Origin of the sequence: Gemmatimonas sp. (assembly GCF_031426495.1) — a bacterium.
Classification (GTDB): domain Bacteria; phylum Gemmatimonadota; class Gemmatimonadetes; order Gemmatimonadales; family Gemmatimonadaceae; genus Gemmatimonas.
Genome location: NZ_JANPLK010000043.1, coordinates 121222 through 139595, shown reverse-complemented (window position 1 = coordinate 139595; position 18374 = coordinate 121222). Strand labels below are relative to the sequence as shown.

At 64.9% G+C, this 18374-nt stretch carries 17 protein-coding genes; 16 read left to right on the top strand and 1 reads right to left on the bottom strand.

Going from position 1 to position 18374, the window contains the following annotated elements; genetic code table 11:
* Window positions 1-166 precede the first annotated feature (166 nt).
* Window positions 167-1714: a pyridoxal-dependent decarboxylase gene (locus RMP10_RS11800; RefSeq protein WP_309670107.1), complete on the bottom strand. Its 1548-nt coding sequence runs from the start codon at window positions 1712-1714 to the stop codon at window positions 167-169.
* A gap of 102 nt (window positions 1715-1816) precedes the next feature.
* On the opposite strand from RMP10_RS11800, the gene radC reads away from it, so the two are divergent.
* The 16 genes from radC to ybgF all read left to right on the top strand — a co-directional run bounded on the left by radC (window position 1817) and on the right by ybgF (window position 18353).
* The gene (radC, locus tag RMP10_RS11795) at window positions 1817-2530 is read left to right on the top strand and encodes a DNA repair protein RadC (protein ID WP_309670108.1); all 714 of its coding nucleotides are present in this window, start codon (window positions 1817-1819) and stop codon (window positions 2528-2530) included.
* Window positions 2527-4701 (top strand): bifunctional (p)ppGpp synthetase/guanosine-3',5'-bis(diphosphate) 3'-pyrophosphohydrolase, encoded by a 2175-nt coding sequence (locus RMP10_RS11790; protein WP_309670109.1) that lies wholly within the window; start codon window positions 2527-2529, stop codon window positions 4699-4701. The genes radC and RMP10_RS11790 overlap by 4 nt, the downstream gene beginning before the upstream one ends.
* 67 nt (window positions 4702-4768) lie before the next feature.
* On the top strand, window positions 4769-6868 hold the full coding sequence (gene uvrB / locus RMP10_RS11785; RefSeq protein ID WP_310570442.1) for an excinuclease ABC subunit UvrB: 2100 nt from the start codon (window positions 4769-4771) through the stop codon (window positions 6866-6868).
* Window positions 6858-7331 carry a tRNA (adenosine(37)-N6)-threonylcarbamoyltransferase complex ATPase subunit type 1 TsaE gene (gene tsaE, locus RMP10_RS11780; RefSeq protein ID WP_309670111.1) on the top strand — a complete coding sequence of 158 codons (474 nt, stop codon included), beginning with the start codon at window positions 6858-6860 and terminating at the stop codon, window positions 7329-7331. Before uvrB ends, tsaE begins: the two co-directional genes overlap by 11 nt.
* Before the next feature lie 79 nt (window positions 7332-7410).
* Entirely contained in the window at window positions 7411-8892 is a 1482-nt protein-coding gene (locus RMP10_RS11775; protein ID WP_309670112.1) for an HD domain-containing phosphohydrolase, read from the top strand.
* Between the two features lie 104 nt (window positions 8893-8996).
* Window positions 8997-9725, top strand: a complete 729-nt coding sequence (gene tsaB / locus RMP10_RS11770; RefSeq protein ID WP_310570441.1) for a tRNA (adenosine(37)-N6)-threonylcarbamoyltransferase complex dimerization subunit type 1 TsaB — start codon at window positions 8997-8999, stop codon at window positions 9723-9725.
* Window positions 9722-10186, top strand: a complete 465-nt coding sequence (gene rimI, locus RMP10_RS11765; protein ID WP_310570440.1) for a ribosomal protein S18-alanine N-acetyltransferase — start codon at window positions 9722-9724, stop codon at window positions 10184-10186. Before tsaB ends, rimI begins: the two co-directional genes overlap by 4 nt.
* An 88-nt stretch (window positions 10187-10274) precedes the next feature.
* Complete coding sequence (gene ssb, locus RMP10_RS11760; protein ID WP_309670115.1) at window positions 10275-10781, top strand: single-stranded DNA-binding protein; 507 nt, start codon at window positions 10275-10277, stop codon at window positions 10779-10781.
* A 211-nt stretch (window positions 10782-10992) separates the two neighbouring features.
* Entirely contained in the window at window positions 10993-12513 is a 1521-nt protein-coding gene (locus RMP10_RS11755) for a LysM domain-containing protein (RefSeq protein WP_310570439.1), read from the top strand.
* Between the two features lie 191 nt (window positions 12514-12704).
* Window positions 12705-13676, top strand: coding sequence for an NAD-dependent epimerase/dehydratase family protein (locus RMP10_RS11750; protein WP_310570438.1), 972 nt, complete (start codon window positions 12705-12707; stop codon window positions 13674-13676).
* A complete protein-coding gene (locus tag RMP10_RS11745; protein WP_310570437.1) occupies window positions 13673-14413 on the top strand; it encodes a MotA/TolQ/ExbB proton channel family protein in 741 nt (246 codons plus the stop codon). Before RMP10_RS11750 ends, RMP10_RS11745 begins: the two co-directional genes overlap by 4 nt.
* A 2-nt stretch (window positions 14414-14415) precedes the next feature.
* A complete protein-coding gene (locus RMP10_RS11740; RefSeq protein WP_171224273.1) occupies window positions 14416-14829 on the top strand; it encodes a biopolymer transporter ExbD in 414 nt (137 codons plus the stop codon).
* Window positions 14826-15575, top strand: coding sequence for a cell envelope integrity protein TolA (locus RMP10_RS11735; RefSeq protein ID WP_310570436.1), 750 nt, complete (start codon window positions 14826-14828; stop codon window positions 15573-15575). The genes RMP10_RS11740 and RMP10_RS11735 overlap by 4 nt, the downstream gene beginning before the upstream one ends.
* 4 nt (window positions 15576-15579) lie before the next feature.
* Window positions 15580-16893, top strand: a complete 1314-nt coding sequence (locus tag RMP10_RS11730) for a hypothetical protein (protein ID WP_310570435.1) — start codon at window positions 15580-15582, stop codon at window positions 16891-16893.
* Window positions 16894-16932: 39 nt separating this feature from the next.
* Window positions 16933-17493 (top strand): OmpA family protein, encoded by a 561-nt coding sequence (locus RMP10_RS11725; protein WP_310570434.1) that lies wholly within the window; start codon window positions 16933-16935, stop codon window positions 17491-17493.
* A complete protein-coding gene (gene ybgF, locus RMP10_RS11720; RefSeq protein ID WP_310570433.1) occupies window positions 17490-18353 on the top strand; it encodes a tol-pal system protein YbgF in 864 nt (287 codons plus the stop codon). Before RMP10_RS11725 ends, ybgF begins: the two co-directional genes overlap by 4 nt.
* Window positions 18354-18374 lie beyond the last annotated feature (21 nt).

Here is an 18374-nt window from a genome sequence, read left to right as displayed (position 1 = left end):
CATCCCGAACACGGTCGTTAAGCCAAGCAGCGCCGATGGTACTCCGGTCGAGAGACCGCGGGAGAGTAGGCCGATGCCGGCACCTTGTGAAGCCCCCGTCACCGATCCTTACGGATTCCGGTGGCGGGGGCTTCTGTGTATGCTGGCCATCGAATGTCCCGCACGCCTACGACGGATGCGGGCGCCGCGCGGCGACCAGCTCGGCCACTACTTCGTCGCCGATCTCCGTAACGGCAGACAGTACGAGCGCCATGTCCTCGTCGGTCGTGCGGTGATTCACGTGGGCCAAGCGAAGCGCGAAGCGCGCGCCAATGCGCGTACTCGACGGGACCGCAATGCCGCGCTCCTGCAGGCGCAGCAACAACTCCTCGTTGATCGCGTCCAGCGTCGCATCGTCGAGCGAATCCGCGCGATAACGAAAGCACACGATGTTGAGCGGGGCCGGTGCAAGCAGCTCAAGTGATCGATGGGCGACCACCGCGCCTGCGAACTGTTGTGCCTGTCGGATGTTCTGTTCGATGAGGCGACCTAGCTTGGCCACACCATCGGCTTGCAGCTGCATCCACACTTTGAGTGCCTTGAATCCACGGGTCAGGTCGAGTCCTCGATCCGCGAAGTACACCCCCCCGGCGCTGACGCCGCGGCTCGTCTCTGCGAGATAGGACGCGGCGGCACGGAAGGCGTCGTGATTCACGGCCGGGTCCCGCACGAGCACACACGCGCATTCAAACGGCATCGCGCCCCACTTGTGGAGGTCGAAGGCGACGGAGTCGGCCTGCTCCAGCCCGGCTACCTGCTCGCGTCCGGAGGGCGCCAGAAGGGCCAACGCGCCGAAGGCGCCGTCAACGTGGAACCAGAGGGACTCATCGCGACACCGCTGCGCGATGGCCGGCAGATCGTCGGTCGCGCCCGTGTTCACCGTGCCCGCGGTCCCCATGACGCAGAACGGATCGAGGCCGTCCTCGCGATCGCGTTCGATCATGTCGCGTAGTGCCACGAGATCCATCTGGTACGCGGCATTGACCGGCACGCGCCGGAATGCGCGATCGCCCAGCCCAAGCCACTCGGCAGCCTTGCGCGCCCAGCCATGTGTCTCGACGGAGCCGTAGAAGACCAGCGGCTTCGCCGTCGGACCATCCGGCCAGTGCTGCAGACCGTCGTTGCGCACATTTCTGCCACGCGAGCGAACGGAGGCGAACCGAGCGACGCCTAGCGCATGGGTGTTGGCGGCCGTTCCACCGGTCACCAGGAGCCCGCCAGCACCCGGAATACCCATGAGATCGGCCAGCCAGCCAACCACCTGTCGTTCCACCAGCGGCGGTGCATGGTTGAATCCGGCGAGATGCGGGTTCATGCCCGCTGCGAGCATCTCCGCGAGCATGGCCAGCGGCGTGCCCTGGCCCTGCACCCAACCAAAAAAGCGCGGGTGCCAATTGCCATTGCCGTAGGGCAGGATGTGGCTGCGAAAGCGGTCGTAGGCGGCATCCGCGCCGATCCCTTCCATAGGGGCCGGCTCGTCGAACATCAGGCGCTTGGCGGCGGGGATTTCCTGCCACGCCGGTCGATGGGTCAACGACGACTGAACGTCGAGCATGTCGTCGAGCATGCGATGACCAAGCTCGCGAAGCGCTGCCCAGGATTCCGAACTGTCGGGATCGAACGACTCCGAGCGCTGGGGAGGCGAGGAGGCCTGGTCGGTCAGGATATGGGGCATGCGGTAAAATGGGCCAGCTCGCAATGCGGGGGTACCGTCGCAACAGCGACTGCTCCGCATCCTGTGGAGATGGCCATTTTCCCATTCTCCTGGAGTGCGTCCGTGACAGTAACGACTAGCCAGTCTCCCGCTGCTGCCCTTAAGATCAAAGAGATGCCGAACGTCGATCGACCGCGCGAGCGGCTTCGAAGTCTCGGCGCGCAAGCGTTGAGCACCACCGAGCTGATCGCCACGGTGCTCGGCTCCGGCGGGAAAGGTGCCTCGGCACTCGCCTGTGCACAGCTCGTGCTTGAGCAGGCGGGGGGCTCTCTTGGACGGCTCGGGTCCATGCCGTTGGCGGCTCTGACACGGGTGCGCGGGGTAGGACGAGCACGGGCGACTGCAGTGCACGCGGCGCTCGAACTCGGGAGGCGGATGGCGGGAGAGGCACGCGAGGCGGGGGTGCCGCTCCGTGGTCCCCGTGACGTGGTGGCGGTGTTTGCGCCGCGGTTGCAGGATGCGCCAGTGGAGGAGTTCCATGTCGCGATCCTCGACGCGCAACACCGTCTTGAACGGGACGTGTTGATCACACGGGGATTGTTGAACTCGTCACTGGTGCATCCGCGAGAGGTGTTTCGGGAGGCGATCGCGGAACGGGCGGCGGCGGTTATTCTGGTGCACAACCACCCGAGTGGCGACCCGACACCGTCGGCGGAAGACAGGGCGGTGACGGAACAGTTGGTGGCGGCCGGGCGCTTGCTGGATATCCCGGTACACGACCACATCATTGTGGGACGTGGGCGCTACGTGAGCTTTGCGGAGGCAGGTCTGCTGTGACAACGATCGCGCTGCACGAGATGATTCCCGGGTTCGGGCCGAGTGCCGATATCTCCTATGATCGGCTCGACCACGAATTGCTCGTGCGCGCGTACAAGTTTTCCGATGTCGCACACGCGGGGCAGGTCCGGCATTCCGGCGAACCGTACGTGTCGCACTGCATCGAAGTCGCGCGTATCCTGGCCGACCTGCAGCTCGACACGACAACGGTGGCCAGCGGACTGCTCCACGATATCGTCGAGGACACCGACATCACGGTCGAGGATGTCGAGCGCGAGTTCGGTTCCGAGATCGCGCAGATCGTCGATGGTCTGACGAAGATCGCGAATCTGCCCCTCTCGTCCCGCGAAGAGCGACAGGTCGAGAATTATCGCAAGCTGCTGCTGTCGATCGCCAAGGATGCGCGCGTCATCCTGATCAAGCTGGCCGATCGCCTGCACAACATGCGCACGCTCGACTTTCTCGCCCCGGAGAAGCGCCGGCGGATCGCGCAGGAAACGCGCGATCTCTACGCACCGCTGGCTCACCGTTTCGGTATGGCGAAGGTGCGGTGGGAGCTCGAGGATCTGGCCTTCAAGCACCTCGAGCCTGAGGCGTACAAGACGCTCGCCAAGTTGGTGGCGGCGAAGCGTGGCGAACGCGAACAGCTCATCGCCCAGATGCGTGAGCCGCTCGAGAAGCGGCTCACCGTGGCCGGCATCGCCGACGTCGAAGTCACTGGGAGGCCGAAGCACCTATGGTCGATCTACAAGAAAATGCAGCAGCGCGATCGGCCGTACGAGGACATCTACGACCTGCTGGCAATTCGCGTGATTGTTCCCAATGTGCTCGAGTGCTATCACGCTCTCGGCGTGATCCACGACGGCTGGACGCCGGTGCAGGAGCGCATCAAGGATTACATCGCGCAGCCGAAGTCCAACGGCTATCAGTCGCTGCATACGACGGTCTTCGGCCCGGGCCGTCAGCTGTTCGAGATCCAGATCCGGACGCGCGACATGCACCGCACTGCCGATTTCGGCATCGCGGCGCACTGGTTGTACAAGGAGTCGTCACGCAGCGCCGATGATCTCGATCGCCAGCTGGCGTGGTTTCGACAGGTGCTCGAACTGCAGCTCGACGCCGAGACGCCGGGAGAATTTCTCGAGTTCCTGAAGCTCGACCTGTATCAGGATGAGATCTTCGTGTTCACGCCCACGGGAGACGTCATCCAGTTGCCGAAGGGCGCGACGCCACTCGACTTTGCCTTCGCCGTTCACACGCAGGTCGGTGCGCATTGCGCCGGTGCGAAGGTGAACGGCCGCATTGCCCCGCTGTCGCGTGAGCTGAAGAATTCGGAAACGGTCGAGATTCTGACCAATCCGAATGCGAAGCCCAGTCGTGACTGGCTGTCGCATGTCCGCACGGGTCGCGCGCGTCACAAGATCCGGCAAATGCTCCGACTCGAGGAGCGTTCGTCGGCCATGCGGCTTGGTCGCGAGATCATCGAGCGCGAGTTGCGCCGTCGCCGCTTGCCAAAGATCGATGACCACGGTCTGCAGCCGATTGCGAAGCTCCTCAAGCTGAAGGATGCGACGCAGCTCATCGCATCGGTCGGCGCGGGTGATGTCCACGTGATGCAGGTGCTGAAGGCGCTGCATCCCGATCTCGAAACGGCCGAACCGGTCGAGAAGCAAAGCACGCTCGAGCGCATCGTGGATCGCGTGCGTGGTACCGGCAAAGGAATCCGCATTCAGGGTGCCGATGGGTTGCTGGTGCGCTACTCGCAGTGCTGTCAGCCCGTGCCCGGCGATCAGGTGGTCGGTTATGTCACGCGTGGTCGCGGCGTGAGCATTCATCGCGGGGATTGCCCGAACCTGTTGCTGCTCGCGCACGAGCCAGAGCGACGGCTCGACATCGATTGGCACGAGATGGCGGGAGAGCGTTTCATTGTACGCCTTGCGATGGAAGGCACCGATCGTCGCGGCCTGTATGCCGACGTGGCGGCGGCTGTAAGTGCTACCGGCACGGACATCAAGAGTCTGGAACTGAAGACGATCGATGGCCGGGTCACGGGCTCGGCGATGGTCGAGGTCGAGAACCTCGCGCATTTGGAGCGCATCATGAAGGCCGCGCGTCGCGTGAAGGGCATCGCGGCGGTGTCCCGACGCGAAAAGATCACGGCCGAGGAGTAGGCGGCGGGCTCGGCCGCAGGGCGCGCGCCGCTACCCGAAGAAAAGCCGATCCCGCTATATTGCGACTATGTCAGCCCCGTTTCGACTCCAGAGCCCCTTCGCCCCTGCCGGTGATCAGCCGCGTGCGATCATCGAACTATCCGAGGGGCTAACGCGCGGCGACCGCTTCCAGACGCTGCTCGGCGTCACCGGGTCTGGCAAGACGATGACGATGGCAAACGTCATCGCGCAATGGGGGAGGCCGACGCTCGTCCTGTCGCATAACAAGACGCTGGCGGCGCAGCTGTACGGAGAGCTCAAGTCGTTCTTCCCCACGAACGCAGTCGAGTACTTCATCTCGTACTACGACTACTATCAGCCGGAGGCGTACGTCCCCTCGAGCGATACGTTCATCGAGAAGGATGCGAGCATCAACGAGGATATCGATCGACTCCGCCTGCGGGCCACATCCTCGTTGATGGAACGCGATGACGTCGTCATCGTGTCGACGGTGTCGGCCATCTACGGCCTCGGCGATCCGGTGTCGTATCGCGAGCGCATGGTGGCGCTGTCCCGTGGACAGCAGATCGCGCGCGACGACATTCTGCGGGCACTGGTCGGCATTCAGTATCTGCGAAACGATGTCGCGTTCGATCGCGGGACGTTTCGCGTGCGTGGCGACACGGTGGAGATCTATCCGGCGTACGAGGAGCAGGCAGTGCGCCTCGAGCTGTGGGGTGATGAGATCGAGCGCATCTCCAAGATCGACCCGCTCACCGGCGAAACGATTTCGACGCTCGAGCGGATGGCGATCTACCCGGCCAAACACTTCATCACGAACCGACCCACGATCGAGCGGGCGAGTATCGCCATTCGCGAGGAGCTCGCCGAGCGCTTGGCCGAGCTACGCACGCAGGGCAAGTTGCTGGAAGCGCAGCGGCTCGATCAGCGCACGAACTTCGATCTCGAAATGCTGGCGGAAATCGGTACCTGCGCCGGCATCGAGAACTACTCGAGGCACATCAGCGGGCGCGCGGCCGGCGAACGACCAGCCTGCCTGCTCGATTACTTCCCCGACGACTACCTCGTTGTGGTCGACGAGTCGCACGTGTCGCTGCCACAGATTCGCGGGATGTACAACGGCGATCGCGCGCGCAAGCTCACGTTGGTTGACTACGGATTTCGGCTACCCAGTGCGCTCGACAATCGACCGCTGGTCTTCGACGAGTTCATCCAGCTGGTACCGCGGCTCGTGAATGTCTCGGCGACGCCTGGGGAATTAGAGCTGCAACTCTCGGAAGGCGTGGTCGTCGAGCAAGTCATCCGCCCCACGGGCCTCCTGGACCCAGTCCTGGAAATTCGTCCGGTGAAGGGGCAGGTGGACGATCTGCTTCACGAGATTCGCATTCGCGAGCGCAAGGGCGAGCGGGTGCTGGTCACCACGCTCACGAAGCGGATGTCGGAAGATCTTACCGATTATCTGCAGCAGGTGGGTGTTCGGGTGCGATACATGCACTCCGATATCGACGCCATCGAGCGCATGGAAATCGTGCGTGGGTTGCGCCTCGGTGAATTCGATGTGTTGATTGGCATCAACCTGCTCCGCGAAGGGCTCGACATGCCCGAGGTATCGCTGGTGGCGATTCTTGACGCCGACCAGGAAGGCTTCCTGCGCAGCGATCGGTCGTTGATCCAGACGATCGGACGCGCGGCACGCCATTTGAACGGTATGGCGATCCTGTATGCCGACCGCATCACCGGGTCGATGCAGCGTGCCATCGACGAAACCGATCGCCGTCGGACGATTCAGCGTGAGCACAACGAGAAGAACGGGATCACCCCGCACGGCGTCCTGAAGAGCATCGATGATGTCCGGTTGATTACGCGGGTCGCCGATGCGCGCGCGCCGCACGAGGAGGCCACTCCGACCACCAAGCGATTGGGTGCCGAGAGCGCACCGCGGTCGCGTGAGGATTTGCAGACGCTCGTGGGGGAGCTGGAAGTCGCCATGCGCGAAGCGGCGATCGCCCTCGATTTCGAGGCAGCAGCTCGACTGCGCGACCAGCTCTTCGAAGTCCGCACCGCGCTCGGAGAGAAGCCGGAACAGGCGCGCGGCAACACGGCCGCTCCCAAGCGCCCCCCCGGTAGCGCACCGATGCGGCGCGCCGGAGGCAAGCGTGGCCGCTGACTCGCTCGGGTACTTGCTGGGGCGAGGCGCTCCGCGGGCCCCGGATCGGGATTCGCTGGAGGCGTGGGGGCGGGCACTCGGGGCGGTACTTCCGCGTCCGGTCGTAATCACGCTCGAGGGTGACCTCGGAGCGGGAAAGACCACACTGGTGCGGGCGATTTGCGTCGGGATCGGCGTCTCCGCCATCGAGGCGGTGACGAGTCCGACATTCTCGATCATCCAGCAGTATGACGCGCCTCGAGGCCCGGTGATCCACGCCGATCTGTATCGCTTGCGGTCGGACGCGGAACTGGAGATGCTGGGGTGGGATGAGGTGGTCGAGAGCGCGCCGGTCCTGCTGGTGGAGTGGCCTGATCGCGCCGTGAATACGTTGCCGCGTGACAGGATTCACGTGGTGCTCGGTCATGATCCGGAAAACGCGAATCGACGGTTACTCCGCATTCACGCGCCGACGATGCGCTGAATCTGCCGGTATGTCGGGATCGGGGTCGCGCCGGTGACCGTCCGGCGGACGTCGTCGTCATGGAATGGTGGAGCACCGCATGTCGGTCGGTGTCTCCCGCATCCCTCGCATCATCGCCATGCCCGTCGCCGGCCTACGCGTCTCGTACATTCGTCTGGCCGAAGTGATCTCGGCGTTGACATATGCGCTCGATCTCACCGAGGGACAGCGACCAGGTCACACGCTCCGGACGGCGCTGATCGCGATGCGGCTCGGTCGGGAGTTGCATCTTGATGACGAGACGATGGGAGCGCTGTACTACGCGGCGCTCTTGAAGGATTCCGGGTGTTCCAGCAACGCCGCACGCATGTCGGCGCTGTTCGGCAGCGACGATCAGGACGTGAAGCGCGACATGCGTCTGGTCGATTGGCACGATCGCTGGAGGCTCGCGATGCGTACCGCGAAGAACTGCGGCGTCGGTCGGAATCCGCTCGCCCGCGTGTCGCACTTCTTGCGTATCGCGCGCACGCCGTCGATGACGCGTGAAATCATCCAAACGCGATGCGAACGCGGCGCGCAGATCGCGCTCGTACTCGGATTCCCGGGGGCCACGAGCGAGGCGATCGCCCATGTCGACGAGCACTGGTGTGGCCTTGGTCATCCGGTCGGACTGGCGGGTGACGAGATCCCGTTGCTGTCGCGCATCTTGTTGATTGCGCAGACGCTCGAGGCGTATTGGAGTGAGAACGGTATCGATGCCGCGATCGACATGACTCGTCAGCGGCGAGGCCGTTGGTTCGATCCGCGACTCGTCGATCTCGTCGCTCCGTGGAAGCGCGATCGTACCTGGTGGGCTGTGCTCGCCGATAGCGCGAACCTCGAACAGGCGGTACTGACGCTCGAGCCGGGTGGTATTCCACTGCACGCCACCGACGAACGGCTCGACAGCATCGCGTATGCCTTTGCCGCGGTGATCGACGCCAAGACGCCGTACACCGCTCGGCATTCAACGAACGTCGCGCGCTATGCGGTGGGAATCGCCATGTCGATGGGGGCCGACGCCGACATGTGCCGTGATACCCTCCGTGCCGGCCTGTTGCACGATATCGGCAAACTAGGCGTCTCGAATCGAATTCTCGACAAGCCGGCCAAGCTCACCGACGAAGAGTTCGGGGAGATCCGGAAGCATCCGCGATGGACATGGGAGATCCTCGAGCGCGTCAGCGCGTTCAACGGATTCGCCCAAGAGGCCGCGCAGCATCACGAGCGACTCGACGGCAAGGGGTACCCCTGGAAGCTGGATGCCTCGCAGCTCGGACTGCTGTCGCGTGTACTGGCGGTGGCCGACGTGTATGAGGCGCTCACGGCCGATCGCCCGTATCGCGCCGGGTTGGAGGTGCCGGTCGTACTCGACATCATGCGTCGAGATCGGGGTACCGCCTTCGATAGCCAGGTGTTCGACGCAGCGGCGGCGCTGGCCGAACGCGGCACCTTCGCGGTGCTTGCTGAGGGACGTGAGGACCCGTTCCCCCAACTCCGTCAGGAGCCCGCCAAGTTTACCCGGATTGCCAGCGTGGCGTAGCGATCAGTCCCGGGGGGAACGCTGGCCGCGACGGCGCGTACTCGGCGCCGACTTGACGCGACGGAGGGCTGGGGATCGTTCGGTGGGCGCGCTAGACTCTGTGTATGTCCGCACGCGTGTTCCCTCAAGAGTCATTGGCGTTCCCGTCTGCACGGTTGCTCGTGCTCGAGTCCTCGACGACTGCCGGCTCGGTGGCGCTCATCGCCGATGGAGCGCTTGTCGCGATGCACCCCGTCGCCATGGGTGCCGGGCGTGAGGATCAGCTCTTCCCGGCGGTTCAGGCGCTTCTGAAAGCGGCCGACATGCAACCGCAGCATCTCACGGGCGTCGTCTGCGGAGAAGGCCCGGGAAGCTTCACGTCGTTGCGCATCGCGGCGTCGCTGGCGAAGGGGCTGGCCCACGGAGCGTCGCTGTCGCTGTTCGCCGTGTCATCGCTGCTCCTCGCGGCGGCGGACGCAAGCGACGCGCTGCCGGCCGGCCCCGCGGTGGTACATGGAGATGCTCTGCGAGGCGAGCGTTACGTCCTCGACGTCAGGTTTGACGAAAATCGCCGTGTGCAGGCGCAGTCTGCGCTCCAGCGCATGACACTGGAACAGCTCGACATGCACGTGGCAGGACGTCCTCGCCTAGCCGTGCTCTCGTCGCCCGTGGCGGAGCTCGAGACTCAGGTCGTAACACCGTGGTCAGCGCACCTGTTGCGGGTGGTACCGCACGCGTGGACCCGTGTCGTACCGTTGGAGAGCTGGGAGCCACAGTATGGGCGCCTGGCGGAAGCGCAGGTGAAATGGGAAGCGTCGCACGGTGCGACATTGCCCTCCCTCGGCGTTTCATGACTACGCCACTTCTCGCGATCCGGCCCACCAAGGCCGATGATGTGCCGGCGATGGCGTCGATCGAAGCGCTCGCGTTCAGCGACCCCTGGCCGTCACGGTCGTTTCACGAGCTCTTGGTGCATCCCTTTTCGCGAATGATGACCGCCGTCGATGCGTCGGGTGGAGTCGTTGGATATTGCATCATGCTGCAGGCCGCCGACGAGGCGGAGATCGCCAATATTGCGACGGCCCCTGGGATGCGCCGACGGGGGGTCGGGGCCCGGCTGCTGGACGATGCGATCGCGGCGGGGACTGACGCCGGGGTCGCCGCCATGTTCCTTGAGGTGCGCGAGTCAAACGCAGCCGCTCGCGCGCTCTATTCGTCCCGTGGATTTGCGGCCGTCGGGCGCCGCCGAGGGTACTACCGACACCCCGTCGAGGACGCCCTTGTGCTGCGTCGCGACGCCATGGCGTCCGAATAGCCCCGCGTGCGGCTTTCGGGTTTGGTTTGGTCAGAGGACCCTCCTAGCTTATCCGACACCCATTACCATCGTACTTCGAGGAGGCACCATGAGTCGCAGCCTGAACAAGGCCATTTTGATTGGCAACGTCGGGTCCGATCCCGAAATCCGCACAGTCGGCACTGGAACGCGCGTCGCGCAGTTCTCGCTTGCCACGAGCCGCAACTGGACGGACCAGAGTGGCGCGAAGCAGGAAAAGACGGAGTGGCATCGCTGCGTCGTCTGGAACAGCGCACGCGGCTCGGGTCTGGCCGACGTGGTGGAGAAGTACGTGAAGAAGGGCGAGAAGATCTACGTCGAAGGCGAGATCGAGTACCGTCAGTGGCAGGACAAGGACGGACAGACCCGGTATACCACCGAGATCAAGGTCAAGGAACTGATGCTCCTCGGCGGTCGCGCCGGCGGTGGCGGCGGCGACGAGATGGACAGCGCGCCGCGTCGCACGGCGGCCCCGGCAGCGCGTCCGAAAACGGCGGCTGCGCCGTCAGCGGGCAAGGAAGAGTTCGGAGATTTTCCGGGCGCGCTGGAAGACGAAGACGACGATCTGCCCTTCTAAATCGCCGCAGGATTCATGGTGCCCGCCGTCAGGAACTCCTGACGGCGGCAAATGTGATGATGCCGACCATTGCCGTGATGCCCCCGCCGTTACGCGCGTCCGTCGCAGGCGTCTCCGGTGTGGGCACCTCGCATGCAGTTATGCAAGCGAGTCGAGGGCCCTCCAGCGCCCCGGGCGGGGGCGCGAAGTCTTTCCACTGTGAGGCTCGCTAATGCGCGCTGCAAACCAGCCGCAGTCGTCTACGGCCATCGAATCCCACCGGGCGTTGCAGCCGGTGTATCGCATTTTCGTGGCACTGCTGTCGACGCTCGCTCTCTTGCTCGTCTGGCGTCCTACCGTCGTGCACGGTCAGGAAGCAGAGGGTCGTATCGTGTCGGCTTCCGATTCGACGCTCGATCAGATCAAGGATTCTGCCACGACGACGCACGTGGTGCGGGCCGGCGAAACCCTCTGGGGAATTGCCGCGCGGTTCTACGGCGATGGCCATCAGTGGCCCGCGCTCGCGAAGCGCAATCGGATCTCGACGACCGGGCCGGCTCCGCTTCAGGTTGGCATGCGGCTCAGCGTTCCAGCGTCGCCCACCGTTCGTGGCGCGAAGGCGGCCGCGATGGCGGCGGCACCGGCAGATTCCACGGTGCCAAGTGTTGCCCTAGCCAAGGCGGGTGAGGGCACGTTGCCGCCTCCGCCCCCGGCTCGCCCGTCGGGCTCGCTGTCGGCGCAGACCGCCGGTAAGCGCAATGCCGCGGCCGGAGCTGGCGCCGCCAAGGGTCGGGCCCCCGCTGCCGCCGCCAAGTCGGCGGCCGTGGCGGCGATCGACACCGTTACGAAGGCGTCCGTCGAAGCGGATACATCGCGGGTGAATTTTCAGCCGCAGCATTCGAGCGAGCTGATGATGTCGCGGAAGGGAACGCGCATTGGTCTGGTCGATCTCGAGACGCAGGAAGCGTCGCGCAAGAGCAGTGAAGTGGAGACGGTTTTTCACCGCGATCTCCCCGACGCTGCGGAAGCGGAACGCCGGACGCGCGCTGTGCTTCGTCCCAACACCCCCGCGCCCCGGCAGGCCGAGTTCGACGCGGCACCGTTCGTCGTGCTGCAGTCGGAGCTAGCCAAGTCCGGTTCGATCTTGAAGCGAGTGGGCTCGCCTGCGACTGCGGAAAGCGGATACCCGCAGCGGGCAATCATGACGGACCAGATCGAGGTGCGTCCACCGGCTGGTGTCGCCTACACCGTGGGTCAGCGGCTCGTGGCGGTCACGACACCGGCTGCCGCCGACAAGCAGTCGATGATCGCTATTCCGGCGGGCATCATCGAGATCGTGCGGGTCGAGGCCGGCAAACCGGTGCTGGCCGTGCTCAAGCGGCAGTCCGGTCGGGTTGAACAGGGGCAGCGGCTCCTGCCGTCGACCGGCTCGTCCGCTCCGTGGCTGTCTGTGCAGAAGCTCGCCGAGCCCGATGTGAAGACCAGCGTACGGTGGATCGATCCGCACGAGCTGCAGCCCACGCTGCAGAGCTTCCTGATGCTTGTCGCCGGTACGACGCAGGGCGTGAAGGCCGGCGACGAATTCGGGCTGTATCGCAGCGGCACCAAGGAGCAGCCGTCGCAAGAGTCCCTGGTGGCGACGGTGCGCGTGGTACGCAGCGAGTCGGGTGGCAGTTCGGCGGTGATCATGCGCCAGTATCAGTCGGATATCGGCGTTGGTCTCGCCGCCCGCCGAGTGGCCAAGGCGCCCTGACGCGTGGCCTGAGGTGACCGCGCGCGACGTGATCGGCGTCGCATCGCTCCCAACTCGATTCTGTACTCGCACGCGCCGAGGCCCCCGTGGGCGTCGGCGCGTGTGTACATTGGGACATTGTGCGTCTCAGACAACCCCTTGGCGAGACGCGACGACAGCGGATTTCCCCATCGGATGAGGAAACGAACGGCATGGCAAAGACGGTCGTGGTGACGGGTGGTGCAGGCTTTATCGGATCCCATGTCGCGGACAGGTTTCTGGCCGAGGGCTGGGAGGTCACCATCCTCGACGACTTGTCGAGCGGACGTGAGGAGAACATCCCGTCGGCGGCGCGCTTTGTGCGCGGCGACATCACCACGCCCGAAGCGGCCGCGCTGATCCGCGATGGCAAGTTCGACGTGATGTGTCATTTGGCCGCGCAGATCGATGTGCGCCGCAGTGTGCTCGATCCCGTCTACGATGCCACGCGCAACATTCTCGGCACGCTGAACTTGATGGAAGCCGTCCGTGCGGGCGGCCATCCCACTCGCACCATTCTGTCGTCGACGGGCGGCGCGTTGTACGGCGATTTCGATCCGCCGCCGAGCGCCGAATCGAACAGCAAGGATCCCGAAGCGCCGTACGGCATCGCGAAGTTGTCGATCGAGTACTACCTCGCGTACTACGGGCGCGTGCATGGACTCGACAACGTCGCGCTACGATACGGCAACGTGTACGGTCCGCGTCAGGATCCGCATGGTGAAGCGGGCGTGGTGGCGATCTTCTGCAACCGCCTACTTGATGGTCGCGCGTTGACGGTATTCGGCGACGGCGAGCAGACGCGTGACTACGTCTACGCCGGTGACGTCGCCGGAGCAAACTTCGCAGCGGCGACCGTCGATCTTCCGCCGCGTGGCCGTCTCGATGCTCGCGCCTTCAATATCGGGACGTCAATCGAGACGTCGGTGAATACGCTGGCGGAAACGTTGCGTACCGTCTCGTCGGCGCATTCGCCGATCGACTACGCGCCAGCGCGAGCCGGTGAGCTCGCCCGCTCCGCACTGAACACCGCGAAGGCACAGGCCGTGCTGGGTTGGACGCCCAAGGTCACGTTGCGCGAAGGACTTGAGAACACCTATCGGTTCTTCGCCGATCGTCGTGCGCGCCTGGAGCAGCAGGCGTGACGGCGGTGGTCGGACTGTTCGCCGCACTGCAGCTGGCGAGCGAGAAGGACGCGTTGCCGTCATCGATGCTGGGCATGCTGATCAACAGCGATCCCGTTACAAAGAGCGTGTTGGCACTGTTGGTGGTGCTGTCGCTGATTTCATGGGCGATCATGTTCTCGAAGTGGCGCGGATTCAAGACGGCCGAGACCAACGGCCGGGCGTTTGTGGCCGACTTCGAGCGCGCGCGCGGCATGGACGACGCGATGCTGTGCGCGCAGCGGGCCAAGCCCAGTGCGTTCACGGCGGTTTTCGCGCGAGCGGTGTCGTTCCTGAACGACACCAAGCCGGCACTCGGCGCGACCAATGATCGCACGGCGCGGTTGTCCGGCTCACAGGTGGAAGCGTTGCGGCTCGTGCTCGACGCCGAAGGGTCGAAGGCGCGTGAAGATCTCGGGCAGTACATCCCGTGGTTGGCGACGGTCGGCAGCGTGAGTCCGCTGATTGGCCTCTTCGGCACCGTCCTCGGCGTGATCGAAGCGTTCGTCGGCATCGGCCAGAAAGGTTCGGGCAACATTCAAGCGGTGGCGCCAGGTATTGGTACTGCGCTGATGGCGACCGCAGCGGCACTCGCGGTCGCGATTCCGGCGGCGTTCGCGTACAACGTGTTTGCGTCACGCCTCAATCGCTTCGACGACGCGCTTGAAGGTTTCGGCTCGGAACTGATCGCGCTGATGGTGCGCGAAGGGCGGATCTGAGGATGCGCCGCGGCCGCCGTCGGGAGCGCGCTGGCGTGAACGCTGAGATCAACGTGGTGTCGCTGATCGACGTGATGATGCTGCTGATGATCATCTTCATGATCACTGCACCGATCATGCAAGGCGGCGTGGATATCGCGCTGCCGACGGCGGATGTCGCGCCGCTGGAACCGAAAAACGGACTCGTGATCACGGTCGATCGGCGTGGGCAGATCTTCATCGACGAGACCAAGCTCTCGTTCGACGAGTTCGCGGGAAGCATCAAGGCGTTGTCGGACAAGAAGGGCGGCGGTGGCGTGTATCTGCGTGCCGACGAGGCCGTACCGTACGGGACCGTGGTGCGCATCGTCGCCGCGATGAAGGCCAAGGGCATCACGGATGTCGGGCTCGTCGCTGAACCGGACGGCGATCGGTGAGCCTGTCGCGCACGGCGACTGGGCCGACGACGCTCGGCCGCGGCATCGCGTTCTCCGCGGTGGTGCACCTCGCACTCGTGGCGGCGGCCATCTGGTGGGGCACGCGTGCCGAGGCGCCGCGTCCGCCGGTGTACCGCGTAGAGTTAGTGGGTGCACCGCCTGGACCGCGACAAGCCGGTGTGGTGACTCCCGCCGCGCAGCCGTCGGCGCAGGCCCCGGATATCGCTGGCGCCGAGCGTGTGCCGGAAGAGAAGGTGATCCCGAAGCCCTCGACCGCCAAGAAGGTTTTGCCGTCGCCCAAGGCGACGCCCTCGACATCGCGCACCAAGACGGCGGGTTCGAAGACCGCATCGCCGACCGCGTCGAAAGCCACTGCGGCGCCTAAGGCTGGTGCTGGCGCGCAGGGCGGCAAAGGGGCGGATGTCGCGAACCTGAGCATTCGCGGGATCGACTTTCCGTATCCCGGGTATCTGCAGAATATCGTCCGGCAAATCACGTTGAACTGGACGCCGCGCCGTGTGTCCGCATCGCTCGTGTCGGAGGTGAAATTCACGATCCGTCGCGACGGCTCGGTGATGGCCATCGAAGTCGTGAAGGGATCGGGTGATCGTATCTACGATCTCGATGCGATGGGTGCGGTTGAAGCGGTTGGTTCCACGCGCGGATTCGGCCCGCTTCCTCAGGGATGGACGGACGACGTGCTGATCGTGTATTTCACGTTTGACTATGCCTTGCGACCCAACTGACCGCATGCTCCAGATGAAGGTTCTTTCGCTGCTGCTTCGCGCGCGGCCTATGCTTGCCGGTGCGCTGCTGGCCGTTGGCACGACGGTGCCGTCGCGCGTAGTAGCGCAGGCGCAACCGCCGGGTGTGAGCCTGAGCACGCGCTACGTGGCGGGGCAGAAAACGGCGCTGATGGTGCTGCCGGTGAAGGGCGTGAACGGCGACTCGGTGGCAACGATCCTGTCGCGGGATTTCGACTACAGCGATCGCTTCAACGTGGTATCCACGTCGAGCGCGCCGGTGGTGAACGGACCGCCCAATTACGCGCTGTTTGCCAAGCTCGGCGTGGATGGCATCGTGCAGTCCACGCTGCTACCCTCGGGATGGGTGCGAGTCGCGTTGCACGACGTGTCAAAGAAGGCCGTGCTGAACAGCAAGGATTTTCCGCTGCCGTCGACGGCGCTCTCACCAGCGTGGCGCTCGGCGATGCACGGTGTGTCCGACGCGATCGAAGAGTGGATCACCGGACAGCGCGGCATTGCCCAGACGCGCATTGCATTCACGCGCGGCGGGCGGGTGTGGATAGTTGATAGCGATCGCGCAAATGTGACCCCGGCGACGCCGAGCGGCATGTCGCCGCAGTGGCTGCCCGGGGGGCGCGGGCTGGTGTACAGTGTGCTCGACGGTGTGCGCAATCCGATCATGATGACGGATCTCGGTACGGGTTCACAGCGAACGTTGGCGTCGTCGGCGGGCATCGAGCACAGTTCGCCGTCGGTGTCGCCCGACGGGCGCACGGTGGTGTACGCCCGTGGCTCGGACACGGGAACCGATCTCTACGCCATGCCGATCGAGGGCGGCGCGCCACGGCGCATCACCGTAGGTCGCGGGCGGGCAAGTACACAGCCGACCTTTAGTCCTGATGGGCAGCGAATCGCGTTCATGTCCGACCGCTCGGGGCACCCGGAAGTGTATATTAGCGATCTGGATGGCACGAACGTGGAGCTGCTGACGGCGGCCGCGTTCGGCGATCGCGACTATCGCGCGGGGCCTGATTGGTCTCCCGATGGGCGCCTCGTGGCGTTTCAATCGCGAAACGGCGGTACCTTCCAAATTATGACGATCAATTTGCGCGATCAGACCGTGAAGATTGTGACGAACGATGGCCGGAACGACGACCCGTCGTGGGCTCCGGATTCCCGGCACATCGTTTTTTCGTCGACACGGAGCGGAACGCGCCAGTTGTGGATCGTGGATATCGAAACCGGACGATCACGCCAGCTCACGTTCGGGTCTGAAGCGCGATTGTCGGCGTGGTCCCCGCGTGTGTTGCCGCAGTAATCACCACCCTTTTCACTTTCCCCCTCGGAGTTTTCCGACATGATGCGTGTGTCTCGTCTCACCCTGGTGCTGGTCTCCACCACGCTGGTGCTCGGCGCCTGCCGCAAGAAGCCGGTGGTTGCGCCGCAAACGGAGACGCCTCCCGTGGCACAGCCGCAGCAGCCGACCCGGCCAACCACCTCGGCGCCAACACCGCGCGACACGATGGAGAATGTTCGCGCCATGGTGGCGGCCGCGCGCGCACGCCTGCTCGAGACGATCTACTTCGAGTACGACGCCGACGAGCTGCGCGAGGACGCCAAGTCGAACCTCGACGCCAAGATCTTGGTGCTGAACGCGAATCCGGGGGTCAAGATTCGCGTGGCCGGCCATTGCGATGAGCGCGGCAGCGACGAGTACAACATTGCACTCGGACGTCGTCGTGCCGAGTCGGCGAAGCGCTACCTGACCGACCGCGGCATCGATGCGTCACGCATTGAAACGGCGTCGTTCGGTCGCGAGCGTCCGGACGTGCAGGGCACGACCGAAGAGGCCTGGTCGCGCAACCGTCGTGACGCGTTCGAGATCATCGCCGGCGGCGACCAGCTGCGCGCCCCATGATAGCGGCCGCCGCACTCGGACTCCGGCACACGCTGCGCTCCCGGGTGTGGCGGCTTGTTCCTCTCGTGGCGCTTGTCGCCACGGGGGGATGCTTCGCTACGCGCGGGGATGTGCGGATCGTGCAGAGCGACATCTCATCGCTGCGTGCCGAGATCCTCAAGAATCAGCTCGAGCAGCGCGACGCATTGACGCAGACCATGCGCATGCTGCAGGTCGCCAGTGACTCGTTGTCTAAGGTGAGTGCGCGCACCGTCAGCATTCAGGGTGACGTTCGCGGTGAAATGCGCGCGATTCGCGAACAGATGCTGCAGGTGCAGACGTTGCTCGGGCAGAGTCAGGCGACGATCGCCCGACTTCGCTCGGAAATCGAATCGCGCAGTTCGGCACCGGTGGCCGTGCCGCCCGCCGGAACAGTGCCACCCGTCGCACCACCGACCAGTGGACGTACGACGCTGCCGGCGGTGGACAGTGCGGCCGCCCGCGCCCCCGGCCCGAACCAGCTTTACAGCGACGGGCGCGATCAGCTCACGCGGGGCAGCAGTGCGACCGCGCGCATTTACTTCCAGGAACTGCTCACGAACTATCCGACGTCGGACTACGCGCCCGACGCGCAGTTCTGGATCGCCGAATCGTTCGCCAAGGAAAAGAATCTGCCGGCCGCTGACGCCGCGTATGCCGCCGTGGTGAGCGCCCATCCCACGTCGGCAAAGGCACCGACCGCCCTGTACAAGCGAGCGCAGCTGGTACTGCAGCGGGGAAATACGTCGCAGGCCAAGCAGCTGCTCGAGCAGGTGATCGCGCGCTATCCGCGCAGCGATGAGGCCGAGCTCGCGGCCGAACAACTCAAGACGCTGCGCTGACGGCGCGACCAGGACGACTCC